The organism is Acidovorax sp. 35-64-16 (genome assembly GCF_002281195.1).
Classification (GTDB): Bacteria; Pseudomonadota; Gammaproteobacteria; order Burkholderiales; family Burkholderiaceae_C; genus Acidovorax; species Acidovorax defluvii.
The window spans coordinates 41061-63105 of the sequence record NZ_NCFM01000003.1 but is presented as its reverse complement, the minus strand read 5'-3'; the positions used below and the strand labels follow the sequence as shown (position 1 = coordinate 63105).

Below are 22045 nucleotides of genomic sequence, written 5' to 3'. Positions count from 1 at the left end.
GGGGAATCGGGTGGTGCTCAGCGGCCTGTGGCCTGCACGATGGCTTCTTCCATGTCGCGCAGCCGGTCTTTGCCAAAGTACATCTCCTGGCCGATGAAGAATGTGGGGCTGCCAAAGGCGCCACGCGCATGGGCCTGCTGGGTGTTCGTCAGCAGGCGTTCCTTGACGTCGGGCTCCTGGCTGGTGGCCAGAATGGCCTGGGAATCCAGTCCGGCGGCGTCGAGTTCGGCCGCGATGACCTGCAGGTCTGCCATGTTGCATCCGCGCTCCCACATGCTGGCGTACACCGTGTCCACATAGCGGTCGAAGCAGTGGAGCTTCTGCGCGGCCACGGCACCGCGCATGATGTGCAGCGTGTTGACGGGGAAGTGGGGGTTGCGCTGGAAGGCTGTCAGTCCGTGCTTGTGTATGAAGCGCTGCATCTCCATGCGCTCGTAGGCGAGCTTGTGGGGGATGTGCGCGTAGGCCTCCACCGGCGAGCGGTTGTTGGCGAGCTTGAACAGCCCGCCAAGCAGGATGGGGACGTACTCGAACTGTGCGCCGGTATTTGCTGCCATCTGGGGGATGATCTTGTGGCACAGGTAGGCGTTGGGGCTGCCGAAGTCGAACAAGAACTCGACGGTCGTGGGGGTCATGGTGTCTCCTTCCAATGATCAAAATTGTCGGGGTTGATCGTTGCCGGGTCCGTCACCATGGCTCCATCCAGGGGCGGATTTCGGTTTCATGCGTCCAGGCGTCGCGCGGCTGCATGTGGATCTGCCAGTACAGGTCCGCGATGTGATCCGGGTTGATGATGCCCCCCTGGTCCCTGGTGGCGTAGCGCTCAGGGAAATTGGAGCGGATGAACTCCGTGTCGATGGCGCCATCCACGACCGGATGGGCCACATGGATGCCCTTGGGCCACAGCTCGCGCGCCATGCTCTGCGCCAGCGCCCTGAGCGCGTGCTTGGCGCCGGCGAAGGCCGCGAACCCGTCGCGGCCGCGCAGGCTTGCCGTGGCGCCGGTGAAGATGATGGTTCCCCGGCCCCGTGGCAGCATGACCTTGGCCGCTTCGCGCCCCATCAGGAAACCGCCGAAGCACGCCATCTCCCAGACCTTGAAGTAAACGCGGGCCGTGGTCTCGGTGATGCCAAAGCGCACGTTGGCGCCGATGTTGAAGATGGCGGCTTCGATCGGGGCGATCTCCGCCTCGATTTTCTGCACCACCGCCACCATGTCTTCTTCCTTGCGGGCGTCGCTGCCGAAGCCATGGGCCTCTCCGCCCTCGCTGCGGATCTGCTCCAGCAGCGGAGCGAGCTTGTCTTCGCTGCGGCGCGTCACGCAGGCGACGTAGCCTTCGCGTGCAAATCGCCGTGCGATGGCACCGCCGGTGGCGTCGCCGGCACCGATGATCAGAACAGCCTTTTTGCTTTCCATGGGATCTCCTGGGGTTTCGAGTGGGGGGGGGGGCGGTTTCAGGCGTGCGATGCACGGCCTTGCTCTGCCATCTGCTTGAGCACGTTCTTGAGCAGCTTGCCGGTGGGCGCTGCAGGCAATTGCTCCATGATGTGGATCTCTGCGGGCTGCTTGTAGGGCGACAGCTGTCCGCGCAGGTGGTGCCGCAGGGCCTGTTCGTCGATGGGGTGGTGGCTTGGCACCTCGACGTAGGCGATGACCTCCTCGTTGTGGTCCACGGTACGCCCGACGACGGCAGACTGAACCACGCCCGGAAACGCGTTGATCGCCTGCTCGACCTCCAGCGGATAGACGTTGAAGCCGGAGCGGATGATCAGCTCCTTGGTGCGTCCGGCGATGTGCAGTGCACCGTCATCGCCCTGGCGTGCCATGTCGCCGGTATTGAACCAGCCTGCAGGGTTGATCACCTGGCGTGTGAGTTCGTCCTGGCGGTAGTAGCCTTTCATCACATTGGGCCCCCGCACCCACAGTTCGCCGACATCGCCTGGCGGCACGTCGACGCCCTGGGTATCCACGATCCGTGTCTCTATCCCGGGAATCGGCAAACCCACCGCGCAGTCGGTACGTGGTGCCTCGGGTCGCACCTGGGCGATGGTCGGGCCGGTTTCGGTCAGGCCGTAGCCGTTGAGCAGCGGCAATTGAAGCCGCGTCTCCACCCCTGCCTTCAGCGCCGGAGTGAGGGGCGATCCGGCAACGCTGATCACGCGCAGCGTTGGCGCCTGCAGCAGGTGCCCAGGGTCACGCAGCCAGTCGAGCAGGCGGGCATACATCGCGGGCACGCCGGTAAATGACGTGACACCCTGGCGCAGTGCCGCTGCAAGGCGTTCCGGCGAGAAACGGGGTTCGAGCACTACCGAGGCGCCGGCGGCCAGACTGCCCAGCAACTGGGTTGACAGACCCACGACATGCGCCATGGGCAGGACGCCATAGATCACATCGCCCGGCCCGACGCGCCGCAGGTTCGTGCCTGCCACGAAGGTGAGATTGGCGTGTGTGAGCATGACCCCCTTGGGGGCGCCCGAGGTGCCGGAGGTATAGATCAACGCGGCCACCTGTTCGGCGGCGGCATGGCAGGGCTCCGGGGCGGCGGCCTGGTTCAGCGGCCCCAGATGCAGCGGGCCCATGCCAGGCCACTGGCATACCTGTGCGCCGTGGCGCTGGGCATGCTGCAGCGCGTCGGGCGATACATGGGTGGTGTAGATGACGCGCCGTGGCATGGCGTGCGCGATGATGCCGTCGATCTCGCGCGGGCTCAGGCGGCCGTTGACGATGCACACCCAGGCGTCCAGGCGGCTGAGTGCAAAGGCGATCACGCCCGCCGCAGCGCAGTTTTCACCGACGATCAGCACCCGGTCGCCAGCGCGCACGCCCCAGTTGCCCAGCTGCGTGGCAGCGTCCATGCTGGCCTGCTGTAATTGGGCGAAGGTGTAGGCATGGTGCGCATCGGTCAGCGCACTCTGGTGCGGCTGGCGCGCGGCCCAGGGGTCCAGCAAGGCATGGAACCGGGTCGGCCCGGCAGAGGTGGATGTATGCATGAAAACCTGGGGGCTGGTGAACGATGCGGGCCAGTCTATTGCGATATCCAGTCTTTTGCGCCCGCAAAACACGGTCTGAGCGCAAACGAAAACTGCAGTGCAGTTCAAGCGCGGTGCGCAGGGGCTCACCCGACGCGGGGGGGCACGGTCCTCGTAAACTCATGTCCTTGCTTATTTACGGGAGCCTGCATGAAAACCATCCAGCTCGGTCAGTCCGGCCTGCATGTCACCCCCATCTGCCTGGGCACCATGACTTTTGGCGAGCAGGTGGGCGAAGCCGATTCCCATGCCATTCTGGATCGCTCGCTGGAACGCGGGGTCAATTTCATCGACACGGCCGAGATGTATGCCGTGCCTGCCCGGGCGCCCACCTTTGGCGCCACCGAGACCATCATCGGCAACTGGTTTGCCAAGCACCCTGGGGCGCGCCAGAAGCTGGTGCTGGCCACCAAAGTGGCCGGCCCCTCGCGCGGAATGCCGTGGATTCGCGAGGGCAAAGGCATGACGGCCGCTGACATCGTGGCCTCGTGCGAGGGCAGCCTGCGTCGCCTGCAGACCGATGTGATCGACCTTTACCAGATCCACTGGCCCGAGCGCCATGTGCCGGCTTTTGGCCTCCAGTATTACGACCCGGCCAAAGAGAACGCGCAGACGCCCATCCACGAGCAGCTGCAGGCGCTGGCCGGGCTGGTCCAGGCGGGCAAGGTGCGCCACATTGGGCTGTCCAACGAAACGCCCTACGGTGTGCACGAGTTTGTGCGCTTGGCAGAGCAGCATGGCCTGCCACGCGTGGCCACGGTGCAGAACCCCTATTGCCTGATCAATCGCAGCTACGACAACGCGCTGGACGAAACCTGCCACCGCCTGAACGTGTCGCTGCTGGCGTATTCGCCGCTGGGCTTTGGGCTGCTGACGGGCAAGTACGACGCCAGCGGCATCGAGGGGCCTGATGCACCCCAGGGTGCTCGCATTGCCAGCTATGAATCGGTACGCAAGCAGCGCTGGGGCCGCCCTGAGGCGCTGGCCGCCGCGCGCCGCTACAACCAGCTGGCGCGCGAGCACGGCCTGACGCCCACGCAACTGGCACTGGCCTTTTGTTACAGCAACTGGCGCGTGGCCAGCACCATCATCGGCGTGACCTCGCTGGCGCAGCTGGACGAAGACCTGAACGCCTGGAGCACCACGCTTTCGCCAGACTTGCTGGCGGCCATCGACCAGATTCGCTGGCAGGCGGGCGACCCCGCAATTTGAGGTGAAATCGGCCTCTAGCGCTTACTGGTAAAGCGCAAGCAGCTATTATTTTTAATTTAATCATGGCCAAAAAAGACAGCAAGGGCGTGCACGTAAGCGAGACACCCGCCACGCAATTGCTCAAGCGCCACCAGGTGGAATTCACCGAGCACCCCTATGACTATGTGGAGCACGGCGGCACCGCGCACAGCGCGGCCAGCCTGGGGCTTCCTGAGCACACAGTCGTCAAGACGCTGGTGATGCAGGATCAGGATGCCAAGCCGCTCATCGTGCTGATGCACGGCGACTGCAAGGTTTCCACCAAAAACCTGGCGCGGCAGATCGGCGCCAAATCGGTCGAGCCGTGCAAGCCCGAGGTAGCCAACCGCCACAGCGGCTATCTGGTGGGTGGCACCTCGCCGTTTGGCACGCGCAAGACCATGCCCGTGTACATCGAAGCATCGGTGCTGGAGCTGCCGCGCATTGCCATCAATGGCGGGCGGCGCGGTTTTCTGGTGCAGATCGACCCGCAGGTGTGCGTTCAGTTGCTGGGTGCCACGCCGGTGCACTGCGCGCTGGCAGAATAGGCCGCCCCGGCGCAGTGCGCTGCGTTGTTGTTACCCCAAGGAGCTGATTTGAACGCCGTTTACCCCGTCCTGGCCACTGTGGCTGCCTACCTGCTGGGCTCGCTGTCGTTTGCCGTCATCGTGACGCGCCTGATGGGGCTCAACGACCCGCGCACCTATGGCAGCAAGAACCCCGGCGCCACCAATGTGCTGCGCTCAGGGTCCAAGGCCGCCGCCATCGTCACCCTGCTGCTGGACGCGGTGAAAGGGTGGTTGCCCGTGGTGCTGGTGCGCTGGTTTGGCAAGCCCTATGGCATGGAAGACGGCACCATCGCGCTGGTGGGGCTGGCAGCTTTTCTGGGGCACCTGTGGCCCGTGTTCTTTCGCTTTGAAGGCGGCAAGGGCGTGGCCACTGCTTTAGGGGTGCTGCTGGGCATCAGCGGCTGGCTGGGGCTGGCCACGGCGCTCACCTGGGTCATCGTGGCCTTTTTCTTCCGGTATTCGTCACTGGCCTCACTGGTGGCTGCGGTGTTTGCGCCGGTGTATTACCTGCTGGTGAGCGGCGTGGTCTGGTATGCCGAGGCCAGCATTGCCGTGGCCATCGGGGTGATGTCGATGCTGCTGGCCTGGCGCCACAAGGAGAACATCGGGCGCCTGATCGAGGGCAAGGAATCCCGCCTGGGCCGGTCCAAGGCAGCCCCTGCGCCCAAACAACAAAAGCCCTAGCGCACCACGGCGCCCGGTTCTTCGGGCGCGCGTTTGCGCTGACTGGTTCTGCCCCTGGTGGGGTGCTTACAGGGCTCCGGGCACAGTCACCAGGCCCATCAGCCCCGAGTTGTGCGGGGCCGCTGCATACACCCCCAGCCGCACCATGGTGCGGTGGTTGAGTGCCACCGCCACGGCGGAGCGGGCCAGTGCCGACTGGATGCGCGGCTTGTTCGTCATGCCGGTCTGGTAGATGCCCGGCCGCGCGTGGTGCGCCCCGGCACGGTCGAGCAGGCTGGCCACCAGGGGCTGGTTGGCCTTTTCACCCCGGCGCAGCACGATAGCCGTGTCGCCATTGTCCAGGCGCACAAAGGTGCCGGGCGGGCACAGCCCCACCGAGCGCACCAGCGTGTAGCTCACCTCGTCGCGCTGGTCGACTTCATGGCCCACGATGGCGCGCACCGAATCGGTGGCGCTGCGGCCAGCGCGCGACTTGCGAGGGCTGATCATGGCGGCATAGCGGTCGATGGTGCCCAGGATGCGGGTGAGCCGGTCGTGCGGCTCCTGGCTGGCCAGCGGCACGCGGTCGGAAATGCTGGCGTGGTGCTGGCCCACCACGTCCAGCCAGAGGTTGTCGGTGATGAACAGGCGTTCGAGCAGTGCCTGGCTCTCCTGGGGGTGATTGCGAATCGCATCCTGCTGTGCTGCCGTGGGTTTTTCCCGCTGGCCGGCCAGCACGTCCTGCAACGCCGTCATGGCGATGTTCATGGTGAGGGCGGCGCGCACCAGGCTGTCGCGCTCGCGGGGAGGCAGCTGCAGCTCTTGCGCCATGATGTGGCACAGGGTGCCGCACACCAGCGCGTGCGATGCGCTGTAGCCCACCGAGGAGGTGGAGGCCAGCTGGAACATCAGGTACAGCGCGGCGTCGATGTCGTGGGCCACCAGGTCTTGCAGCCAGCGGTCGACCTGGCGCACCTTGGCCGGAAAATCCTGCACCCGCAGCGGCGCCGAGAGCACGACGGACAGCGCCGATTCCAGATCGGACCACAGGCTCAGAAGGTCTTCATATTCGCCATCGTGGCGCTGGTTTCCGGGGGGAAGTCGGGCAGCCATGGGCAGCAGGTCAGTGGCGCTTTTCCAGCACCATCTGGTCGTTGGTGCGGGTCATCTGGAACTCGGTCAGAAAGCTGTTGCCCAGCAGCACGAAGGGCATGGACTGGGGCGTGACGATGGCTTCCACGCCAAACACCTCGACATCACCGATGCGCACCGAATCGAGTTTCATGCGCCATCCCTGGGCAACGCCGTTGGCGGTGCTCATGCGCACGGGCTGGCCGCTCAGGTATTTCAGGCCCATGCGTTCCGCATCGGGGCGCCCGATGGCCACGGTAGAGGCGCCCGTGTCCACCATGTATTGCATGACGCTGCCGTTGATGGTGCCGCTGTTGATGAAATGCCCCCGGCCGTCGGCGGTCAACACCACGCGCTTGCCGCCGCTCTTGCTGCCCACGCTCACCGGGGCCTCGCCAAGATGCAGGGTGCGCCGGGCACCCGAGATTTCGACCATGGCCTCGTCCTTGCCAACGGCGACCACCTTCACTCCCTGATGGGACTCACCGGCCCCCACACCCTTGGGCGCACCGTTGTTGACGATGAGCAGCGCCTTGGTGCCCAGAATGCCGCCCAGGGCCACCGATTGAGCGCGCGCAAACAGCGGCGCCAGCAGCGCGGCGGCCAGCAGCGCAGCGGCGGGGTGCAAAAGGTGCTTTTTCATGGTGAATGGCGGCGCCCCAGGGTGCAGTGGGTGTTCGGCGAAACGGGGGCAGGCCCTGTGTTCAGTCGCGAAAGTTGTCAAACGACAGGGGCACGTCGTTGATCTCCTTGCGGATCAGCGCCATGGCCGCCTGCAGGTCGTCGCGCTTGGCGCCCGTCACACGCACCTTGTCCTCCTGGATGGCGGCTTGCACCTTGAGTTTGCTCTCTTTCATGAGCTTTTGCAGTTTCTTGGCCAGCTCGCTCTCGATGCCGTTGCGCACCTTGATGACCTGCTTGACCTTGTCGCCGCCCATTTTCTGCACGTCGCCCATGTCGAGAAAGCGCACGTCCACATTGCGCTTGGTGAGCTTGTTGCGCAGCACGTCCTCGATCTGGGTGAGCTGGAACTCGGCATCGCCCACCATGGTGATTTCCTTGTCCTTGATTTCAATGCTGGCAGAGGTGCCCTTGAAATCAAAGCGGGTCGTGATTTCCTTGACGGTGTTTTCCACCGCATTCTTCACTTCAACGAGGTTGGCTTCACAGATGGTGTCAAAAGAGGGCATGGCGGTTCTCAATCTCAGGGGAAACGGGAGCAATTCACAGAAGGCCGAAAGGACCCGGTGCGACAATCGGGCCAATGGTAGTCGAGAAAAACGCCCCTTTGCAGCCCTGGAACACCTTTGGCATCGTTGCACGTGCCCAAACCCTGGTGCGCGTGCGCTCCGTGGCAGATTTGCACGCTGTTCTGGCCGATCCGGAACTGGCGCCCGCGCCGAAATGGGTGCTGGGCGGCGGCAGCAACATCATCCTGACGGGCGATGTCAAGCCCGTGGTGCTGAAGATGGAGATCAAGGGCCTGCGCCTGGTGCAAGAGACCGATCGGGCCTGGATCGTCGAGGCGGGCGCGGGCGAGGTCTGGCACGACGCGGTGGCCTGGACACTGGCGCAGGGATTTCCGGGGCTCGAAAACCTGGCGCTGATCCCCGGCACGGTGGGTGCGTCGCCGGTGCAGAACATTGGTGCGTATGGCGTCGAGTTGCAGGACCGGTTTGAGTCGCTGGATGCCATTGATCTGCCCACCGGCCAGCCTTTCAGCCTGGACGCCGCGCAATGCGGTTTTGGCTACCGCGACTCCGTTTTCAAGCACGCACCTTCCGAATCGACGGACGGCAGCTCAATGCCGCGTGGCATGGGCCTGGCAGGCCGCGCCGTGATCACCCATGTGCGCTTTCGGCTGCCCAAGCCGTGGCAACCGGTGCTCGGATATCTCGATCTGGAGCGGCGGCGCATTGAGGCGGGGGTCGATCAGCCCACGGCGCAGCAGATTTTTGACTGGGTGTGCGACATTCGCCGCGCCAAGCTGCCCGACCCGGCGGTGCTGGGCAACGCCGGCAGCTTCTTCAAGAACCCCACGGTGACGCCAGAGCAGTGTGTCGACATCATCGCCCGCGACCCCAAGATCGTGCACTACCCCATGCCGGATGGCAGCATCAAGCTGGCGGCAGGCTGGCTCATTGATGCGTGCGGCTGGAAAGGCAAGAGCGTGGGCAAGGCCGGGGTGTACGAAAAGCAGGCGCTGGTGCTGGTCAACCGCGGCCAGGGAACTGACAGCGTGACCGGCGGCGAGGTGATGACGCTGGCCCGCGCCATCCAGACCAGCGTGTACGAGCGCTTTGGCATCCGGCTGGAGCCCGAGCCGGTAGTGTGGTGATGCTATATTAAATATAGCTAATGGCGCTTGCTGCATAAGCGCCAAAGGTCAAAAAGACCATAAAAAAACCGCCCGAGGGCGGTTTTTTGTTGCGCGCGTGACGCGGGCTTATTTGTCGTCGTTGCTCAGCTGCGGCAGCGGCGAACCCTGGCCCAGCGTCAGCAGGCCGGACTGGGCGTAGGTCATCAGCTTGGCGCGCGTGTCCACGATGTCGAGGTTGCGCATGGTGAGCTGGCCGATGCGGTCGGCGGGCGAGAACGGCGCGTCTTCCACCTTTTCCATCGACAGGCGCTCGGGCGCGTAGGTCAGGTTGGGGGATTCGGTGTTCAGCAGCGAGTAGTCGTTGCCGCGGCGCAGTTCCAGCGTGACGGTGCCGGTGATGGCGCGCGCCACCCAGCGCTGGGCGGTTTCGCGCAGCATGATGGCCTGGGGGTCGAACCAGCGGCCCTGGTAGAGCAGGCGGCCGAGTTTGAGACCGTTCATGCGGTACTGCTCGATGGTGTCCTCGTTGTGGATGCCAGTCACCAGGCGCTCGTAGGCGATGTGCAGCAGCGCCAGGCCCGGGGCCTCGTAGATGCCGCGGCTCTTGGCCTCGATGATGCGGTTCTCGATCTGGTCGCTCATCCCGAGGCCGTGGCGGCCGCCAATGCGGTTGGCTTCGAGGATCAGCTCGACCGGGTCGGTGTATTCCTTGCCGTTCAGCGCCACGGGCTGGCCTTCGTTGAAGGTGACCGACACTTCCTCGGCCTTGACCACGACATCGTCCTTCCAGAACGCCACGCCCATGATGGGGTTCACGATGCGGATGCCGCTGGAGAGGAATTCGAGGTCCTTGGCCTCGTGGGTGGCGCCCAGCATGTTGCTGTCGGTGCTGTAGGCCTTCTCGGCGCTCATCTTGTAGCCAAAGCCTTGCTGGGTCATGAAGGCCGACATCTCGGCGCGGCCGCCCAGTTCGTCGATGAACTGCTGGTCCAGCCAGGGCTTGTAGATGCGCAGCGAGGGGTTGGTGAGCAGGCCGTAGCGGTAGAAGCGCTCGATGTCGTTGCCCTTGAAGGTGGAACCATCGCCCCAGATGTGGACGTCGTCTTCCTTCATGGCCGACACCAGCATGGTGCCGGTGACGGCGCGGCCCAGCGGCGTGGTGTTGAAGTAGGTCACGCCGGCGGTGCTGATGTGGAAGGCGCCGGCCTGCAGCGCGGCGATGCCTTCGTGGGCCAGTTGCGTGCGGCAGTCGATCAGGCGCGCCAGCTCGGCGCCGTATTCCATGGCCTTGCGCGGGATGGCGTCGTAGTCGGGCTCGTCGGGCTGGCCCAGGTTGGCCGTGTAGGCGTAGGGCAGGGCGCCCTTGTTCTTCATCCAGCGCAGGGCCGCGCTGGTGTCCAGGCCGCCGGAAAACGCGATGCCGACCTTCTGGCCGAGGGGGAGGTTTTGAAGGATGGTAGCCATGGAATGTTTCTCAAAAATGATAGCTGCTCGCGCTTACTGGATAAGCGGTAGATGCCAAAAAGACTAAAAAAATCAGCCGAAGTGGCAGATGTAGTGGTAGGCCTCGGTCACGCGGATGTCGAACTTCGAGTTGCCGGGCACATTGAATTGCTCGCCGGCGGAGGACTTCACCCAGGCGTCGCTGCCCGCAAGCTTGTACTCGCACGAACCAGCCACGCATTCCATGATCTCGGGCGCGCCGGTGTTGAACGTCAGCGTGGCGGGCAGGATCACGCCCACCGATTTTTTCGTGCCGTCGGGGAACGTGATGCCATGGCTCACGCATTTGCCGTCGAAATAAACACTGGCCTTGGTCGTGACGGACACGCCGTCGATTTTTTCGGTGGTCATGGATGCGCGGGGTAGAAAGAAGGAAACCGGTGATTTTAGGGCAGGGGGCACGGCCTGGGCGCCGTGGGGCACGGTTGCGCTGGCGTTTGCTGGCGCATCGGGGCAAAAAAAGAGCCCCTACGAGGGGGCTCTGGTGACGCAATGCGCTAAAGGCTGCTCAGCGCCAGTGGGGGTTGCGGTGGGTGGGGTAGGAGGGGCGACCGTAGCCGTACTCGATCACCATCGCAGGCGGGCTCACGTAAACGGGTTGATCCGGATAGGCAGGCTGGACGGCGTAGGTGGGTTGCGTGCGGTATGTGGACGTGACCACCCCGGGCTGCGAATACACGCCCTGCTGCCGGTACGAATCGGGCTGTGTGGAGTAGATCCTGCCCTGGGTGCCGGTCAGCGGCTGAACGCTGAGCGCAATCCACGGTCCCGGATCGGCCTGGGTGCGGGTGTTGTACTGGCGCCCGGCATATTCATACACCACGTCATAGCCCACGGTGCGGTCCTCGTAATAGGTTTCGGTGGTACAGCGCTGTACGTTCTCGTACCGGGGCTGGCCGTTGCCTTCGATCTGGTTGCCCAGCAAGGCGCCACCGATCACGCCCAGCGCAGTGGCGGCAGCGCGCCCGCTGCCATGGCCCACGGCATTCCCTGCCGCACCACCGGCAATGGCGCCCAGCAAGGCTCCGGCGCCCGAGTTGGGCGCGCCGCCGTAAACGGTTTCGTTGCCGCACACCTGCTGCGGAATGCCCACTTGCTGCACCACGGGGGTGGCTGACAGCACACGGCCTTGCTCCTGCGCTGTTGCGACAGTGGCCACGGCGAGTGCGCCGAGAAATAGGGCGGTCTTCTTCATGAGGTAACTCCTGACAGTTCGGTACATAACGCGCCAGACTGAAAAAAAGTTGAGGTGCGCCGTGTCAATCCGCCGGCACGGCACCGTAAAGCTGGGTAAAGAACCACGCCTCGGCGGGGTTCCTGGGTTTCATTCATTTGCCAGCGCTGTGCGCAGCGTCTGCCAGTGCGCCGCATCAAAGCCGACCGTGATGGCAGTGCGTTCCCCCTGGCGCCATTCCACCACCGGGCGTTTGATGATGCTGGGCTGCGCCTGCATCAACTGGCTGGCGCTGGCATCGTCTTGCACGGCCGCCTGGGTGCCGGGGTCCAGCTTGCGCCAGGTGGTTCCCTGGCGGTTCACCAGCTTTTGCCAGCCCACGGCGGCCAGCCAGTCGGGCAGGCGCCCCACCGGAACACCTTGCTTCTTGAAATCGTGAAACGTGTGGTCAAGCCCCTGCTCGGTGAGCCAGGCGCGCGACTTTTTGACGGTGTCGCAGTTGGGGATTCCGTACAAGGTGATGAGGGGTGTTTGCATGACCGCCATCATCCGCTAAGCGACAATTGCCCGCGTATGCACACCAAAATTCACACACTGGAAGGCTGGCTCCGCCATTGCGAGCTGCTGCACCCGCAGAACATCGACATGGGCCTGGAGCGGGTTCGCGAAGTGGCCACCCGCATGGGCCTGCGTTTTGACTGCCCTGTGATCACCGTCGCCGGCACCAATGGCAAGGGCTCTACCTGCGCCATGCTGGAGGCCGTGGCCGAGCAAGCCGGTTTTCGCACCGGGGTGTACACCTCGCCGCACCTGGTGCATTTTGAAGAGCGCTGCCGCGTGCATGGCGAAGCTGTAAATGCTTCTGATCTGATAGCGCACTTTGAAGCGGTGGAAAGCGCAAGAACGCTCAATGGCAATGATGTTTCGCTGACCTATTTTGAGTTCACCACGCTGGCCATTCTGCGCCTGATGAGCCATTCGCTGCTGGATGTGGCCATCCTGGAGGTGGGGCTGGGCGGCCGGCTGGACGCCACCAACATCATCGACGCAGACTGCGCCATCATCACCAGCATCGACATCGACCACACCGAATACCTGGGGCCGGACCGCGAAAGCATCGGGCGTGAAAAGGCCGGCATCATGCGCACGGGCCGCCCGGTGGTGGTGAGCGACCCGATGGCGCCGCAAAGCGTGATCGACCATGCGCGCGAAATGGGGGCCGACCTCTGGCGTTTTGGTCACGACTTCAATTTTTCGGGCGACAAGCAACAGTGGAGCTGGGCCGGGCGCGGGCGGCGTTATGCCGGGCTGGCCTATCCGGCGCTGCGCGGGGCCAACCAGCTGGTGAATGCCTCGGGGGTGCTGGCGGCGTTTGAGGCGCTGCGCACACGCCTGCCCGTGACGGCGCAGGCCGTGCGCAATGGCCTGGCACTGGTTGAATTGCCGGGCCGTTTTCAGATCGTGCCGGGGCAGCCGACACTGGTGCTGGACGTGGCGCACAACCCGCATTCCGTGGCGGCGCTCACGGCCAACCTGGATGCCATGGGCTATTTCCCGGCAACGCACGCCGTGTTTGGCGCCATGGCCGACAAGGATCTGGCCCCCATGCTGGCCAAGGTGGGGCCGCTGGTAGACCACTGGTATTTCACCGATCTGCCCACGCCACGCGCCGAAAAGGGCGCCGTGCTGCAGCAGAAATGGAATGCGCTGCAGATGGTGTCGGGCGGCCTGCGGCAGGTAAACACCAGTGTCCACTCCGACCCCTTGCAGGCCCTTCAGGCAGCGGTGGCTGCGGCAGACCCCGCTGATAGAATTGTGGTCTTTGGCTCGTTTTACACGGTGGGTGGTGTGCTGATCAACGGAATCCCCCGCCTGCACGCCAAACATCTGGGCGCATAAGCTCCGCACGAGTCTCTACTCCATGGCATTTTTCAAGTTTCGGTGGCCCGGTCAGAGTGAACAGGCCGACAAGCCGGCCAAGCGTTCCCGTTCGGCCCAAGCCGAGAGCATCGAAGTCATGCGCCGGCGCGCACGGCATCGTCTGATCGGCGCTGCGGTGCTGGTTTTGCTCGGCGTGGTGGGCTTTCCGTTGCTGTTTGATACCCAGCCACGCCCCATCCCGGTGGATATTCCCATTGAGATCCCCGACCGCAACAAGGTAGCGCCGCTGGTCGTGCCAGCGGCAACGCACGATTCACCTGCAACGCGGTCCGCTGTGTCGCAGTCCAGATCGCCAGCGGCCGCATCATCGCAGGCACCGGAGCGCAGCGCTGCCGGGGCCGGGCTGGGTGACGGCGAGGAGCTGGTGGCCAGCCGCCGCAGTGCAGACAAGCCGGCGGCGGGAGAGCCTGCAGCGGAAAAGTCCACCGCCAAGCCGGATGCCAAGCCAAAGCCCGCAGCGTTGCCCGAGCCGAAGCCGGAGCCCAAACCCAAGCCAGAGCCCAAGCCGTCTGTCCCCGAGCGTAAGCCTGCGGCGGTCGATGAGTCGGCGCGGGCCCGGGCCTTGCTGGAAGGGCGCTCTGCACAGCCCGCCGCCGGTGCACAAGCCGAGGAAGGCCGGTTCATCGTTCAGGTAGGCGCCTTTGCCGATGCCGACAAGGCCCGCGAGGCGCGCACCAAGCTGGAGCGGGCTGGGCTCAAGACCTACACCCAGGTGGTGGATACCAAGGACGGAAAGCGCGTGCGTGTGCGTGTGGGGCCCCTGACCAGCCGCGCCGAAGCAGACAAGGCCGCCAGCCGCATCAAGGGACTGGGGTTGTCGGCCTCGGTGTTGACGCTGTAACTGCAGGCGGTTTCACCATTGCTCACCATGGCATCGCTGGACTGGATTTTTGCGGTGGTACTGCTGGCATCGATGGCGATCGGCGCGTGGCGGGGCCTGGTCTTCGAGGTGTTGTCAGTAGCAGGCTGGGTGGCGTCATTTTTTGTGGCCCAGTGGTTTGCCCCGGACGTGGCGGCCGTGTTGCCACTGGGGGATTCCGATGGCGCACTGCGCTATGCGGCCGGCTTCATCGTGGTCTTTGTCGGGGCAGTGTTTGCCTGCGGATTTCTGGCCTGGCTGGCCAAGAAGCTGGTGGATGCCATCGGTTTGCGTCCGGCAGATAGAACGCTGGGGGCGGTGTTTGGTGTGGTGCGGGGGGTGGTGTTGTTGCTGGTGGTTGCCGTGGTGGTGGGCTTGACGCCCTTGCATGAGGCGGCGTGGTGGCAGGAGTCGCACAGTGCACCGGTGCTGGGTGGCATGCTCAAGAGCCTCAAGCCTGCATTGCCCGAAGAATTTGGAAGGCATTTGCCTTCGTGACAGGGGGGTGGCCACAAGCCGCTGCCAAAAAATTGCCGCGGGGCTGTTCCCGCAAATGGATGGAATCGAACTATGTGTGGAATCGTCGGCGTCGTCAGCGCAGCGCCCGTCAATCAGCTGATTTATGACGCCTTGCTGCTGCTGCAGCACCGGGGCCAGGATGCCGCAGGCATCGTGACCCAGCAGGGCCGCAAATTCTTCATGCACAAGGCCAAGGGCATGGTGCGCGATGTGTTTCGCACGCGCAACATGCGGGCCTTGCCGGGCAATGCGGGGTTGGGCCAGGTGCGCTATCCAACGGCCGGCAACGCCTTCAGCGAAGAAGAGGCGCAGCCGTTTTACGTGAATGCACCGTTTGGCATCGTGCTGGTGCACAACGGAAACCTGACCAATGCGCTGTCCCTGCGCAACGAGCTCTTTCAAACTGACCACCGGCACACCAACACCGACAGCGATTCGGAGGTGTTGCTCAACGTGTTTGCCCATGAGCTCGAGCGCGCGACCCGGGGCGTGCCGCTGCAGCCCGAGGACGTCTTTACGGCGGTGCGTGCCGTGCACCAGCGCATCAAGGGCTCGTATGCCGTCATCGCCCTGATCGCAGGCCATGGGTTGCTGGCTTTCCGCGATCCCCACGGTATCCGTCCCCTGGCCATGGGGCGCAGCCAGGATGGCACCGTGATGGTGGGCAGCGAGTCGGTGGCACTGGAGGGAACGTCGCACGTCTTCGAGCGCAACATCGACCCGGGCGAAGCCATCTTCATCACGCTCGATGGCAAGGTGCATGCGCGCCAGTGCGCCGAGAATCCGCAGCTCAACCCCTGCATCTTCGAGTTTGTCTATCTGGCAAGGCCCGATTCGGTGCTCGACGGTATTTCGGTCTACCAGGCGCGGCTCAACCTGGGCGAGGCGCTGGCCAAGCGGGTGGTGTCCACCGTGCCGCCGAACGAGATCGATGTGATCATTCCCATCCCCGAGTCGAGTCGTCCCAGCGCAACCCAGCTGGCGCATCTGCTGGGCATTCCCTACCGCGAAGGGTTCGTGAAGAACCGCTACGTGGGCCGCACCTTCATCATGCCGGGGCAGGGCGTGCGCAAGAAATCCGTGCGCCAGAAGCTCAATGTGATTGGCAGCGAGTTCAAGGGCCGCAATGTGCTGCTGGTCGATGATTCCATCGTGCGTGGCACAACCTCGCGCGAGATCGTGCAGATGGCCCGAGACGCCGGTGCCCGCAAGGTGTATCTGGCCAGCGCTGCGCCTCCAGTGCGCTACCCCAATGTGTACGGCATTGACATGCCCACCAGCAGCGAGCTGGTGGCCCACGACCGCACGGTGGAAGAGGTGCGCCAGGCCATTGGCTGTGATGCGCTGATCTACCAGGATGTGGACGGCATGAAGCGGGCCATCGGTTCCCTGAACCCGGCCATTGTGGGGTTTGATGCCTCGTGTTTCGACGGCGTGTATGTCACCGGAGACATCACTGCGGACGACATTGCGCGCCTCAACGAAGGCCGCGTGGGCGTGGAGGAGGGTGAAGAAGACACCTCCCGCCTGGCACTGCCCAACGCGCAATAGAGCCACGCGCGATGATCGAGGGCCGGGTTTCGCGAGGAGCCCGCTCTTGTTGCCGACCCCAATAACGACGCCGGGCCCATGCCCCGGCCTGACTGCCATGACTGAAAACCAATCCCCCGCACACGTGCGCACCCGTTTCGCGCCATCGCCTACCGGCTTCATTCACCTTGGCAACATCCGCTCGGCGCTGTACCCATGGGCGTTTGCGCGGGCCACCGGGGGTGATTTCATCCTGCGCATCGAGGACACCGATCTGGAGCGCTCCAGCCAAGCGGCAGTGGACGTGATCATCGAAGGCATGGCCTGGCTGGGGCTGGATCACGATGAAGGTCCGTTCTACCAGATGCAGCGCATGGACCGCTACAAAGCCGTGCTGGCTGAACTGCAGGCGGCCGGACATGTCTACCCGTGCTACATGAGCGTGGCCGAACTCGATGCCTTGCGCGAAAAGCAGATGGCCGACAAGGAAAAGCCACGCTATGACGGTACCTGGCGCCCAGAGCCCGGCAAGACGTTGCCTGCGGTGCCCGAAGGCGTGCAACCCGTGCTGCGTTTTCGCAATCCGCAGGGCGGCGTGGTGGCATGGGACGACAAGGTCAAGGGCCGCATCGAGATCCGCAACGACGAACTCGACGACCTGGTGATTGCGCGCCCCGACGGCACGCCCACCTACAACTTCTGTGTGGTGGTGGACGATATCGACATGGCCATCACGCATGTGATCCGTGGCGACGACCATGTGAACAACACACCGCGTCAGATCAATATATTCCGCGCCCTGGGCAAGGAACCGCCGGTGTATGCCCACCTGCCCACCGTGCTCAACGAGCTCGGCGAGAAGATGAGCAAGCGCAATGGCGCAAAACCTGTCACGCAATACCGCGATGAAGGCTATCTGCCCGATGCCATGGTGAACTACTTGGCGCGCCTGGGCTGGAGCCACGGAGATGACGAAATCTTCAGCCGCGAGCAGTTTTTGCAGTGGTTCAACCTCGACCACCTGGGGCGCAGTGCGGCGCAGTTCGACGAAGCCAAGCTGCGCTGGGTGAATGCCCAGCACCTCAAGGCCATGGCCGATGATGCACTGGCGGCCCTCGTCGCCCCCCAGTTGGAGAAGCGCGGCATTGCTGCTTCAGACTTGGCCGATGGCCGTTTGCCCCGCATCTGCGCCTTGTTCAAGGACCGGTGCGATACCACCGTGGCCCTGGCAGACTGGGCGTTCGTGTTTTATGGACCCGTTTCCCCTGCGCAGGCAGAGCTTGCCCAGCATGTGACCGATGCCATTGCGCCTGCTTTGGATGCGTTGGCTGATGCGTTGGCTTCATGTGACTGGGACAAGGCTGCCATCAGCGCGGCGTTCAAGCAAGTGCTGGCGACACATGGGCTCAAGATGCCTCAACTGGCCATGCCCGTGCGGGTTCTGACCGCGGGGTCCGCCCACACGCCATCGGTCGATGCAGTGCTCGAACTGGTGGGGCGTGAAAAAGTTGTCGCACGTTTGCGAAACCGCTAAAAATCTGTCTATAATTCAAGGCTCTGATGACAACGATTGCAATGTGAACGTTGTTGCCAAAGGGGGGTATAGCTCAGCTGGGAGAGCGCTTGCATGGCATGCAAGAGGTCATCGGTTCGATCCCGTTTACCTCCACCAAGGTTTGTTAGTAGTTATCGGTTAGTTCCAAGGTTTTGACCCCATCGTCTAGAGGCCTAGGACATCACCCTTTCACGGTGAGTACCGGGGTTCGAATCCCCGTGGGGTCGCCAAGTTGTAGCGCTTGGCTTGCGTGAAGAATGCAAGCAAAAGCTGCCTGCCAGGAGTGGTAGTTCAGTTGGTTAGAATACCGGCCTGTCACGCCGGGGGTCGCGGGTTCGAGTCCCGTCCACTCCGCCAGATAAGAAACCGCTGCAGTCGCAAGGCTACAGCGGTTTTTTTGTGTCTTGGTGCGACTAAAACCCCGCAAATTTCCGTTTGCGGGGTTTGTGTTGAATTGGCTTCTAGCGCTTGATGGGTAAGCGTCAATAGCTATTAAATTAATAGCAAAATCTTATTCAACGCGGAGCCAGGCGGATGGCACCGTCCAGGCGAATCACCTCGCCGTTGAGCATGTCGTTTTCAAAGATGTGCTGCACCAGCTTGGCATAGTCCTGCGGCGTGCCAAGGCGGCTGGGGAACGGCACGCCGGCTGCGAGCGCGTCCTGCACTTCCTGGGGCATGCCAAACAGCATAGGGGTGCCAAAGATGCCGGGTGCAATGGTCATGTTGCGGATACCGTTGCGGGCCAGGTCGCGTGCAATGGGCAAGGTCATACCCACCACGCCGCCCTTGGACGCGGAATAAGCGGCCTGGCCAATCTGGCCGTCATAGGCGGCCACGCTGGCGGTGGAGATCATCACGCCGCGCTCTCCGGTGGACTCGGGGTCGTTCTTGCACATGGCCTCTGCGGCCAGACGGATCATGTTGAAGCTGCCAATCAGGTTTACCGTGATGGTCTTGCTGAAAACGGCCAACGCGTGGGCGCCGTTCTTGCCCACGGTTTTTTCTGCAGGGGCAATGCCTGCGCAGTTGACCAGACCCATCAGCTTGCCCAGCGAAACGGCCTTGGCCACCACGGCCTGACCGTCGGCTTCGTTGCTGACATCACATTTGACGAATGCGCCGCCAATGTCCTTGGCCACTTGTTCACCCTTGTCCGTCTGCATGTCGGCGATGACTACCGTGCCACCCTGTGCGGCCAACATGCGCGCGGTGCCTTCGCCCAAGCCCGATGCGCCGCCGGTCACGATGAATACCTTGCCCTTGATTTCCATGTTCTGTCTCCAGTGAATGACGTTGACGTAAACGTCAATTATCACCCAGGCATTCGGGCTTCAACGGGCAAAAAAATGCCCAGCCAGAGCTGGGAATTTTTACAAAACCCCTGCGCAGCAGGGCGCGCAGAGGAGGGCGATTACTGAAAACCCACCCGGTCCAGCATCTGCTGCACTTTGGTGATGTTGGCGCCCACCGCGCTGATTGGAATGGTTTCGCTCTTGAAGGGCTGGCCTTGCGTCATGGCCTTGAGCGCCGGATTGTCGATGTTCAGGCCCTTCGCTGCAGGCCATTCATTGTTGCCGTTGGCAAAGTAGTTTTGCGCTTCTGCGCCGGCCAGATATTCGAGGAACTTGACCGCGTTGGCCTGGTTCTTCGCATGGCGGGCCACGGCGCCGCCAGCAATGTTCATGTGGGTGCCCCAGGACTGCTGGTTGGGGAACACCACACCCACCTTGTTGACCACGGCAACGTCTTCAGGCTTGCTGGAGCGCATCATGCGTGCCAGGTAGTAGCTGTTGGTGACGGCAATGTCGCATTCGCCTGCTGCTACGGCCTTGATCTGGTCGGTGTCGCCACCCTTGGGCGCGCGGGCAAGGTTGGCCACCATGCCTTTGAGCCATGCCTCGGCCTTCTGCTCGCCAAGGTGCTCGGTGACAGAACCGAACAGACTCAGGTTGTAGGGGTGCGAGCCCGAACGAATACACAGCTTGCCCTTGTTCTTGGGATCGGCCAGCTCTTCGTAGGTGTCCACGTCACTTTTCTGGACCTTGGCCTTGTTGAACACGATCAGCCGCGCACGGGTGGACAGGCCGAACCACGAAATGCCACTGTCGGCAACCGGCAGACTGCGCAAGTTGGCGGGGATGGCGTCTTCCAGCACCTTGGAGCGGATAGGCTGGAACAGGCCATCCATTTCTCCCCGGTAAAGCCGGGCTGCATCGACCAGCAGGATCACGTCTGCGGGGGAGGCAGTTCCTTCCGCTTTCAGCCGCGCCAGAATGCCCGCATCGTCCGCATCCACCCGGTTGATCTTGATGCCAGTGGCCTTGGTGAAGCCGGTGTACAGCGCTTCATCGGTGGAATAGTGACGAGCCGAGTAGAGATTGACCACCTGTTCCTGGGCGGTGGCGGCACCTGCAGCAGCGGCCAGGGCGCAGGCGGTGAGCAGGGCTTTGACGGTCTTTGACATGTAGTGCATCTTTTGAAGGTTGGAAACCTTGATGATAAAGCAAACGCGAATTATTCGTAATAAAACCACGTTGCAACCCAGTGCATATGCTGCGCTTGACGCGCAATGCCTTCACCAGGAAGTGGCGCGCTGGCGGGATTGACATCTTCAGGGGGGCGTCTGCGCGGCTGAGGAAATCCCCCTGCCAATGGCAGGCGACTTCCAGCGAACTGTTCAGGCGCAGTGAATGCAGGCTTGGCCTGCCCGGAGGGACTCGAACCCCCGACCTATAGCTTAGAAGGTAGCTGATATTTGTTGAGTTTTCACCTTTTAAATCAACAAGTTACGATGATTTTCTGATACGATAAAACCCTAATATCTCACAAAAATCTCTCCGACGTGTGGAGAATCTTGAAAGATTACGATGGGTTCTATCAAGAAACGGGCGCTTAAAGACGGCAGCTCCGTCTATGACTGCCGCATCAATCGGGGAGTTGCTGGGACCCTGAGCAAGACCTTCAAGAGGAAGGATGAAGCCGAAAGCTGGGCCCGTGCTATCGAGGGAAAAATTGATCGCGGCGAGAACATCAGCCGCAAAGCGCAGACGACTATGTTTACGGTCGCCTGTGCTGAATACATCAAGCACTACAAGCCCTTGAAAACCAAAGAAAGGGTGCTGACGCCGGGCGAAATCATGGCAGTCCAAAGCTTGAACCAAGATTTCAAGAAATTTGCCATTAGCGAAATCACGAACCAACTGATACAGGCATGGATTGACCGGTTCTTGGAGACAGAGGTGGCCACGCAGCCTCGCAAGAAAGTTCACCCGTACTACAACGGTGGGCTCGACAAGAACGGCAAGAGGAAGACGTACAGCGAGAGTACCGTGCGTCGGCACTTCTTTGTGCTTAAAAAGATCCTGGTTTGGTATTCAGTGCGCGAGGACTTCGTCCTTCCAAGCAATCTCTTCTTGCAGCTCCAAATCCCGCGTGCATGGGCAGGCAAGCGCAAGCGCCGATTGGAAGCGGGAGAACTGGAACGCCTGCATGAGGCCGCAGTTAGGGGATACGATCACAAAGTAGAGTGGCCGTTGCTGATCGACTTTGCGTTGAACACGGCGGCGCGAATGCAGGAAATCCTCAAAACCAAGTGGAGCGATCTCAACTTGGAAGGGCGAAGCTGGACCATCCCGCCAGAGAACGTCAAGACGTCTACTTTCCGCACCGTACCGCTGTCGAAAAAGTCGCTGGCCATTCTCGAAAAAATGGCGACTCTTCGGGTCAAGGGTGAAGACCGCATTTTCCACATGTGGCGCGATAGTGCTACGGCCAGCAAAGGATTCCGGCGGCTCGCGGTGCGCGCTGGCATTGAAGATTTCCGCTTTCATGATCTGCGGCATGAAGGTGTCAGCCGCTTGTTTGAGACCACTGACCTGACCGACAGCGAAATCATGAGCATCACCGGACACACCTCGTCCGAAATGCTCAAAGCCTACTCGGCACTTCGCCCCAACGCGCTCGCGCGCAGACTTGACGGCGAAAAACGGTAGTCGGCGCGGCTCGTTCGTCATCCTGTG

Annotated in this window: 22 protein-coding genes and 3 tRNA genes; 13 read left to right on the top strand and 12 right to left on the bottom strand. The window is 62.8% G+C overall.

Going from position 1 to position 22045, the window contains the following annotated elements:
* Nucleotides 1–17: 17 nt before the first annotated feature.
* The 3 genes from B7Y64_RS03710 to B7Y64_RS03700 are packed head-to-tail and all read right to left on the bottom strand — an operon-like array spanning nt 18 to nt 2990.
* Complete coding sequence (locus tag B7Y64_RS03710; protein WP_024814764.1) at nt 18–635, bottom strand: 2-hydroxychromene-2-carboxylate isomerase; 618 nt, start codon at nt 633–635, stop codon at nt 18–20.
* 52 nt (nt 636–687) lie between these two features.
* Complete coding sequence (locus B7Y64_RS03705; protein ID WP_024814765.1) at nt 688–1416, bottom strand: SDR family oxidoreductase; 729 nt, start codon at nt 1414–1416, stop codon at nt 688–690.
* A gap of 38 nt (nt 1417–1454) precedes the next feature.
* Nucleotides 1455–2990 (bottom strand): AMP-binding protein, encoded by a 1536-nt coding sequence (locus B7Y64_RS03700; RefSeq protein ID WP_291323893.1) that lies wholly within the window; start codon nt 2988–2990, stop codon nt 1455–1457.
* A gap of 189 nt (nt 2991–3179) precedes the next feature.
* On the opposite strand from B7Y64_RS03700, the gene B7Y64_RS03695 reads away from it, so the two are divergent.
* The 3 genes from B7Y64_RS03695 to plsY all read left to right on the top strand — a co-directional run bounded on the left by B7Y64_RS03695 (nt 3180) and on the right by plsY (nt 5512).
* A complete protein-coding gene (locus B7Y64_RS03695; protein ID WP_291323894.1) occupies nt 3180–4241 on the top strand; it encodes an aldo/keto reductase in 1062 nt (353 codons plus the stop codon).
* Between the two features lie 62 nt (nt 4242–4303).
* A complete protein-coding gene (gene ybaK, locus B7Y64_RS03690) occupies nt 4304–4807 on the top strand; it encodes a Cys-tRNA(Pro) deacylase (RefSeq protein WP_291323895.1) in 504 nt (167 codons plus the stop codon).
* 48 nt (nt 4808–4855) lie between these two features.
* A complete protein-coding gene (gene plsY, locus B7Y64_RS03685; RefSeq protein ID WP_114656028.1) occupies nt 4856–5512 on the top strand; it encodes a glycerol-3-phosphate 1-O-acyltransferase PlsY in 657 nt (218 codons plus the stop codon).
* A 66-nt stretch (nt 5513–5578) separates the two neighbouring features.
* Here plsY and B7Y64_RS03680 read toward each other — a convergent pair whose 3' ends face one another.
* The 3 genes from B7Y64_RS03680 to B7Y64_RS03670 all read right to left on the bottom strand — a co-directional run bounded on the left by B7Y64_RS03680 (nt 5579) and on the right by B7Y64_RS03670 (nt 7812).
* Nucleotides 5579–6604 carry an HD-GYP domain-containing protein gene (locus B7Y64_RS03680; RefSeq protein ID WP_114656027.1) on the bottom strand — a complete coding sequence of 342 codons (1026 nt, stop codon included), beginning with the start codon at nt 6602–6604 and terminating at the stop codon, nt 5579–5581.
* 10 nt (nt 6605–6614) lie between these two features.
* Nucleotides 6615–7265, bottom strand: a complete 651-nt coding sequence (locus tag B7Y64_RS03675; RefSeq protein WP_291323896.1) for a TIGR02281 family clan AA aspartic protease — start codon at nt 7263–7265, stop codon at nt 6615–6617.
* Nucleotides 7266–7326: 61 nt separating this feature from the next.
* Nucleotides 7327–7812 carry a YajQ family cyclic di-GMP-binding protein gene (locus tag B7Y64_RS03670; protein WP_024814772.1) on the bottom strand — a complete coding sequence of 162 codons (486 nt, stop codon included), beginning with the start codon at nt 7810–7812 and terminating at the stop codon, nt 7327–7329.
* Nucleotides 7813–7886: 74 nt separating this feature from the next.
* On the opposite strand from B7Y64_RS03670, the gene murB reads away from it, so the two are divergent.
* On the top strand, nt 7887–8960 hold the full coding sequence (gene murB / locus B7Y64_RS03665) for a UDP-N-acetylmuramate dehydrogenase (RefSeq protein ID WP_291323897.1): 1074 nt from the start codon (nt 7887–7889) through the stop codon (nt 8958–8960).
* Nucleotides 8961–9068: 108 nt separating this feature from the next.
* On the opposite strand, the gene argG is transcribed toward murB, so the two are convergent.
* The 4 genes from argG to B7Y64_RS03645 all read right to left on the bottom strand — a co-directional run bounded on the left by argG (nt 9069) and on the right by B7Y64_RS03645 (nt 12156).
* Nucleotides 9069–10406 carry an argininosuccinate synthase gene (argG, locus tag B7Y64_RS03660; protein ID WP_291323898.1) on the bottom strand — a complete coding sequence of 446 codons (1338 nt, stop codon included), beginning with the start codon at nt 10404–10406 and terminating at the stop codon, nt 9069–9071.
* Nucleotides 10407–10478: 72 nt separating this feature from the next.
* Nucleotides 10479–10796: a pyrimidine/purine nucleoside phosphorylase gene (locus tag B7Y64_RS03655; protein WP_024814775.1), complete on the bottom strand. Its 318-nt coding sequence runs from the start codon at nt 10794–10796 to the stop codon at nt 10479–10481.
* Nucleotides 10797–10953: 157 nt separating this feature from the next.
* A complete protein-coding gene (locus B7Y64_RS03650) occupies nt 10954–11640 on the bottom strand; it encodes a glycine zipper 2TM domain-containing protein (protein WP_291323899.1) in 687 nt (228 codons plus the stop codon).
* A 129-nt stretch (nt 11641–11769) separates the two neighbouring features.
* A complete protein-coding gene (locus B7Y64_RS03645; RefSeq protein WP_291323900.1) occupies nt 11770–12156 on the bottom strand; it encodes an arsenate reductase in 387 nt (128 codons plus the stop codon).
* A gap of 36 nt (nt 12157–12192) precedes the next feature.
* Between B7Y64_RS03645 and folC the strand changes: the two genes are divergently transcribed.
* The 8 genes from folC to B7Y64_RS03605 all read left to right on the top strand — a co-directional run bounded on the left by folC (nt 12193) and on the right by B7Y64_RS03605 (nt 18380).
* Nucleotides 12193–13518, top strand: a complete 1326-nt coding sequence (folC, locus tag B7Y64_RS03640; protein WP_291323901.1) for a bifunctional tetrahydrofolate synthase/dihydrofolate synthase — start codon at nt 12193–12195, stop codon at nt 13516–13518.
* A gap of 22 nt (nt 13519–13540) precedes the next feature.
* A complete protein-coding gene (locus tag B7Y64_RS03635; protein ID WP_024814779.1) occupies nt 13541–14401 on the top strand; it encodes an SPOR domain-containing protein in 861 nt (286 codons plus the stop codon).
* 27 nt (nt 14402–14428) lie between these two features.
* Nucleotides 14429–14917 carry a CvpA family protein gene (locus tag B7Y64_RS03630; protein WP_291323902.1) on the top strand — a complete coding sequence of 163 codons (489 nt, stop codon included), beginning with the start codon at nt 14429–14431 and terminating at the stop codon, nt 14915–14917.
* 72 nt (nt 14918–14989) lie between these two features.
* Nucleotides 14990–16489, top strand: coding sequence for an amidophosphoribosyltransferase (gene purF / locus B7Y64_RS03625; protein ID WP_291323903.1), 1500 nt, complete (start codon nt 14990–14992; stop codon nt 16487–16489).
* A 97-nt stretch (nt 16490–16586) separates the two neighbouring features.
* A complete protein-coding gene (gene gltX / locus B7Y64_RS03620; RefSeq protein WP_111864352.1) occupies nt 16587–18002 on the top strand; it encodes a glutamate--tRNA ligase in 1416 nt (471 codons plus the stop codon).
* A 62-nt stretch (nt 18003–18064) separates the two neighbouring features.
* Nucleotides 18065–18140, top strand: a tRNA-Ala gene (locus tag B7Y64_RS03615).
* Nucleotides 18141–18177: 37 nt separating this feature from the next.
* A tRNA-Glu gene (locus B7Y64_RS03610) sits at nt 18178–18253 on the top strand.
* Nucleotides 18254–18303: 50 nt separating this feature from the next.
* Nucleotides 18304–18380 (top strand) — tRNA-Asp (locus tag B7Y64_RS03605).
* A gap of 158 nt (nt 18381–18538) precedes the next feature.
* Here the strand turns inward: B7Y64_RS03605 and B7Y64_RS03600 are convergent.
* On the bottom strand, nt 18539–19297 hold the full coding sequence (locus B7Y64_RS03600; RefSeq protein ID WP_111864350.1) for a 3-hydroxyacyl-CoA dehydrogenase: 759 nt from the start codon (nt 19295–19297) through the stop codon (nt 18539–18541).
* Nucleotides 19298–19437: 140 nt separating this feature from the next.
* The gene (locus B7Y64_RS03595) at nt 19438–20490 is read right to left on the bottom strand and encodes an extracellular solute-binding protein (protein WP_291323904.1); all 1053 of its coding nucleotides are present in this window, start codon (nt 20488–20490) and stop codon (nt 19438–19440) included.
* A 403-nt stretch (nt 20491–20893) separates the two neighbouring features.
* Here B7Y64_RS03595 and B7Y64_RS03590 point away from each other — a divergent pair, with 403 nt between their 5' ends.
* Nucleotides 20894–22018, top strand: a complete 1125-nt coding sequence (locus B7Y64_RS03590) for a site-specific integrase (RefSeq protein WP_291323905.1) — start codon at nt 20894–20896, stop codon at nt 22016–22018.
* The last annotated feature ends 27 nt before the right edge of the window (nt 22019–22045 follow it).

Excerpts from the sequence above, each read along its gene's own strand:
- B7Y64_RS03710 (WP_024814764.1), bottom strand. The coding sequence starts at position 635 with ATGACCCCCACGACCGTCGAGTTCTTGTTCGACTTCGGCAGCCCCAAC.
- B7Y64_RS03705 (WP_024814765.1), bottom strand. The coding sequence starts at position 1,416 with ATGGAAAGCAAAAAGGCTGTTCTGATCATCGGTGCCGGCGACGCCACC.
- B7Y64_RS03700 (WP_291323893.1), bottom strand. The coding sequence starts at position 2,990 with ATGCATACATCCACCTCTGCCGGGCCGACCCGGTTCCATGCCTTGCTG.
- B7Y64_RS03695 (WP_291323894.1), top strand. The coding sequence starts at position 3,180 with ATGAAAACCATCCAGCTCGGTCAGTCCGGCCTGCATGTCACCCCCATC.
- ybaK (WP_291323895.1), top strand. The coding sequence starts at position 4,304 with ATGGCCAAAAAAGACAGCAAGGGCGTGCACGTAAGCGAGACACCCGCC.
- B7Y64_RS03680 (WP_114656027.1), bottom strand. The coding sequence starts at position 6,604 with ATGGCTGCCCGACTTCCCCCCGGAAACCAGCGCCACGATGGCGAATAT.
- B7Y64_RS03675 (WP_291323896.1), bottom strand. The coding sequence starts at position 7,265 with ATGAAAAAGCACCTTTTGCACCCCGCCGCTGCGCTGCTGGCCGCCGCG.
- B7Y64_RS03670 (WP_024814772.1), bottom strand. The coding sequence starts at position 7,812 with ATGCCCTCTTTTGACACCATCTGTGAAGCCAACCTCGTTGAAGTGAAG.
- murB (WP_291323897.1), top strand. The coding sequence starts at position 7,887 with ATGGTAGTCGAGAAAAACGCCCCTTTGCAGCCCTGGAACACCTTTGGC.
- argG (WP_291323898.1), bottom strand. The coding sequence starts at position 10,406 with ATGGCTACCATCCTTCAAAACCTCCCCCTCGGCCAGAAGGTCGGCATC.
- B7Y64_RS03655 (WP_024814775.1), bottom strand. The coding sequence starts at position 10,796 with ATGACCACCGAAAAAATCGACGGCGTGTCCGTCACGACCAAGGCCAGT.
- B7Y64_RS03650 (WP_291323899.1), bottom strand. The coding sequence starts at position 11,640 with ATGAAGAAGACCGCCCTATTTCTCGGCGCACTCGCCGTGGCCACTGTC.
- B7Y64_RS03645 (WP_291323900.1), bottom strand. The coding sequence starts at position 12,156 with ATGCAAACACCCCTCATCACCTTGTACGGAATCCCCAACTGCGACACC.
- folC (WP_291323901.1), top strand. The coding sequence starts at position 12,193 with ATGCACACCAAAATTCACACACTGGAAGGCTGGCTCCGCCATTGCGAG.
- B7Y64_RS03635 (WP_024814779.1), top strand. The coding sequence starts at position 13,541 with ATGGCATTTTTCAAGTTTCGGTGGCCCGGTCAGAGTGAACAGGCCGAC.
- B7Y64_RS03630 (WP_291323902.1), top strand. The coding sequence starts at position 14,429 with ATGGCATCGCTGGACTGGATTTTTGCGGTGGTACTGCTGGCATCGATG.
- purF (WP_291323903.1), top strand. The coding sequence starts at position 14,990 with ATGTGTGGAATCGTCGGCGTCGTCAGCGCAGCGCCCGTCAATCAGCTG.
- gltX (WP_111864352.1), top strand. The coding sequence starts at position 16,587 with ATGACTGAAAACCAATCCCCCGCACACGTGCGCACCCGTTTCGCGCCA.
- B7Y64_RS03600 (WP_111864350.1), bottom strand. The coding sequence starts at position 19,297 with ATGGAAATCAAGGGCAAGGTATTCATCGTGACCGGCGGCGCATCGGGC.
- B7Y64_RS03595 (WP_291323904.1), bottom strand. The coding sequence starts at position 20,490 with ATGTCAAAGACCGTCAAAGCCCTGCTCACCGCCTGCGCCCTGGCCGCT.
- B7Y64_RS03590 (WP_291323905.1), top strand. The coding sequence starts at position 20,894 with ATGGGTTCTATCAAGAAACGGGCGCTTAAAGACGGCAGCTCCGTCTAT.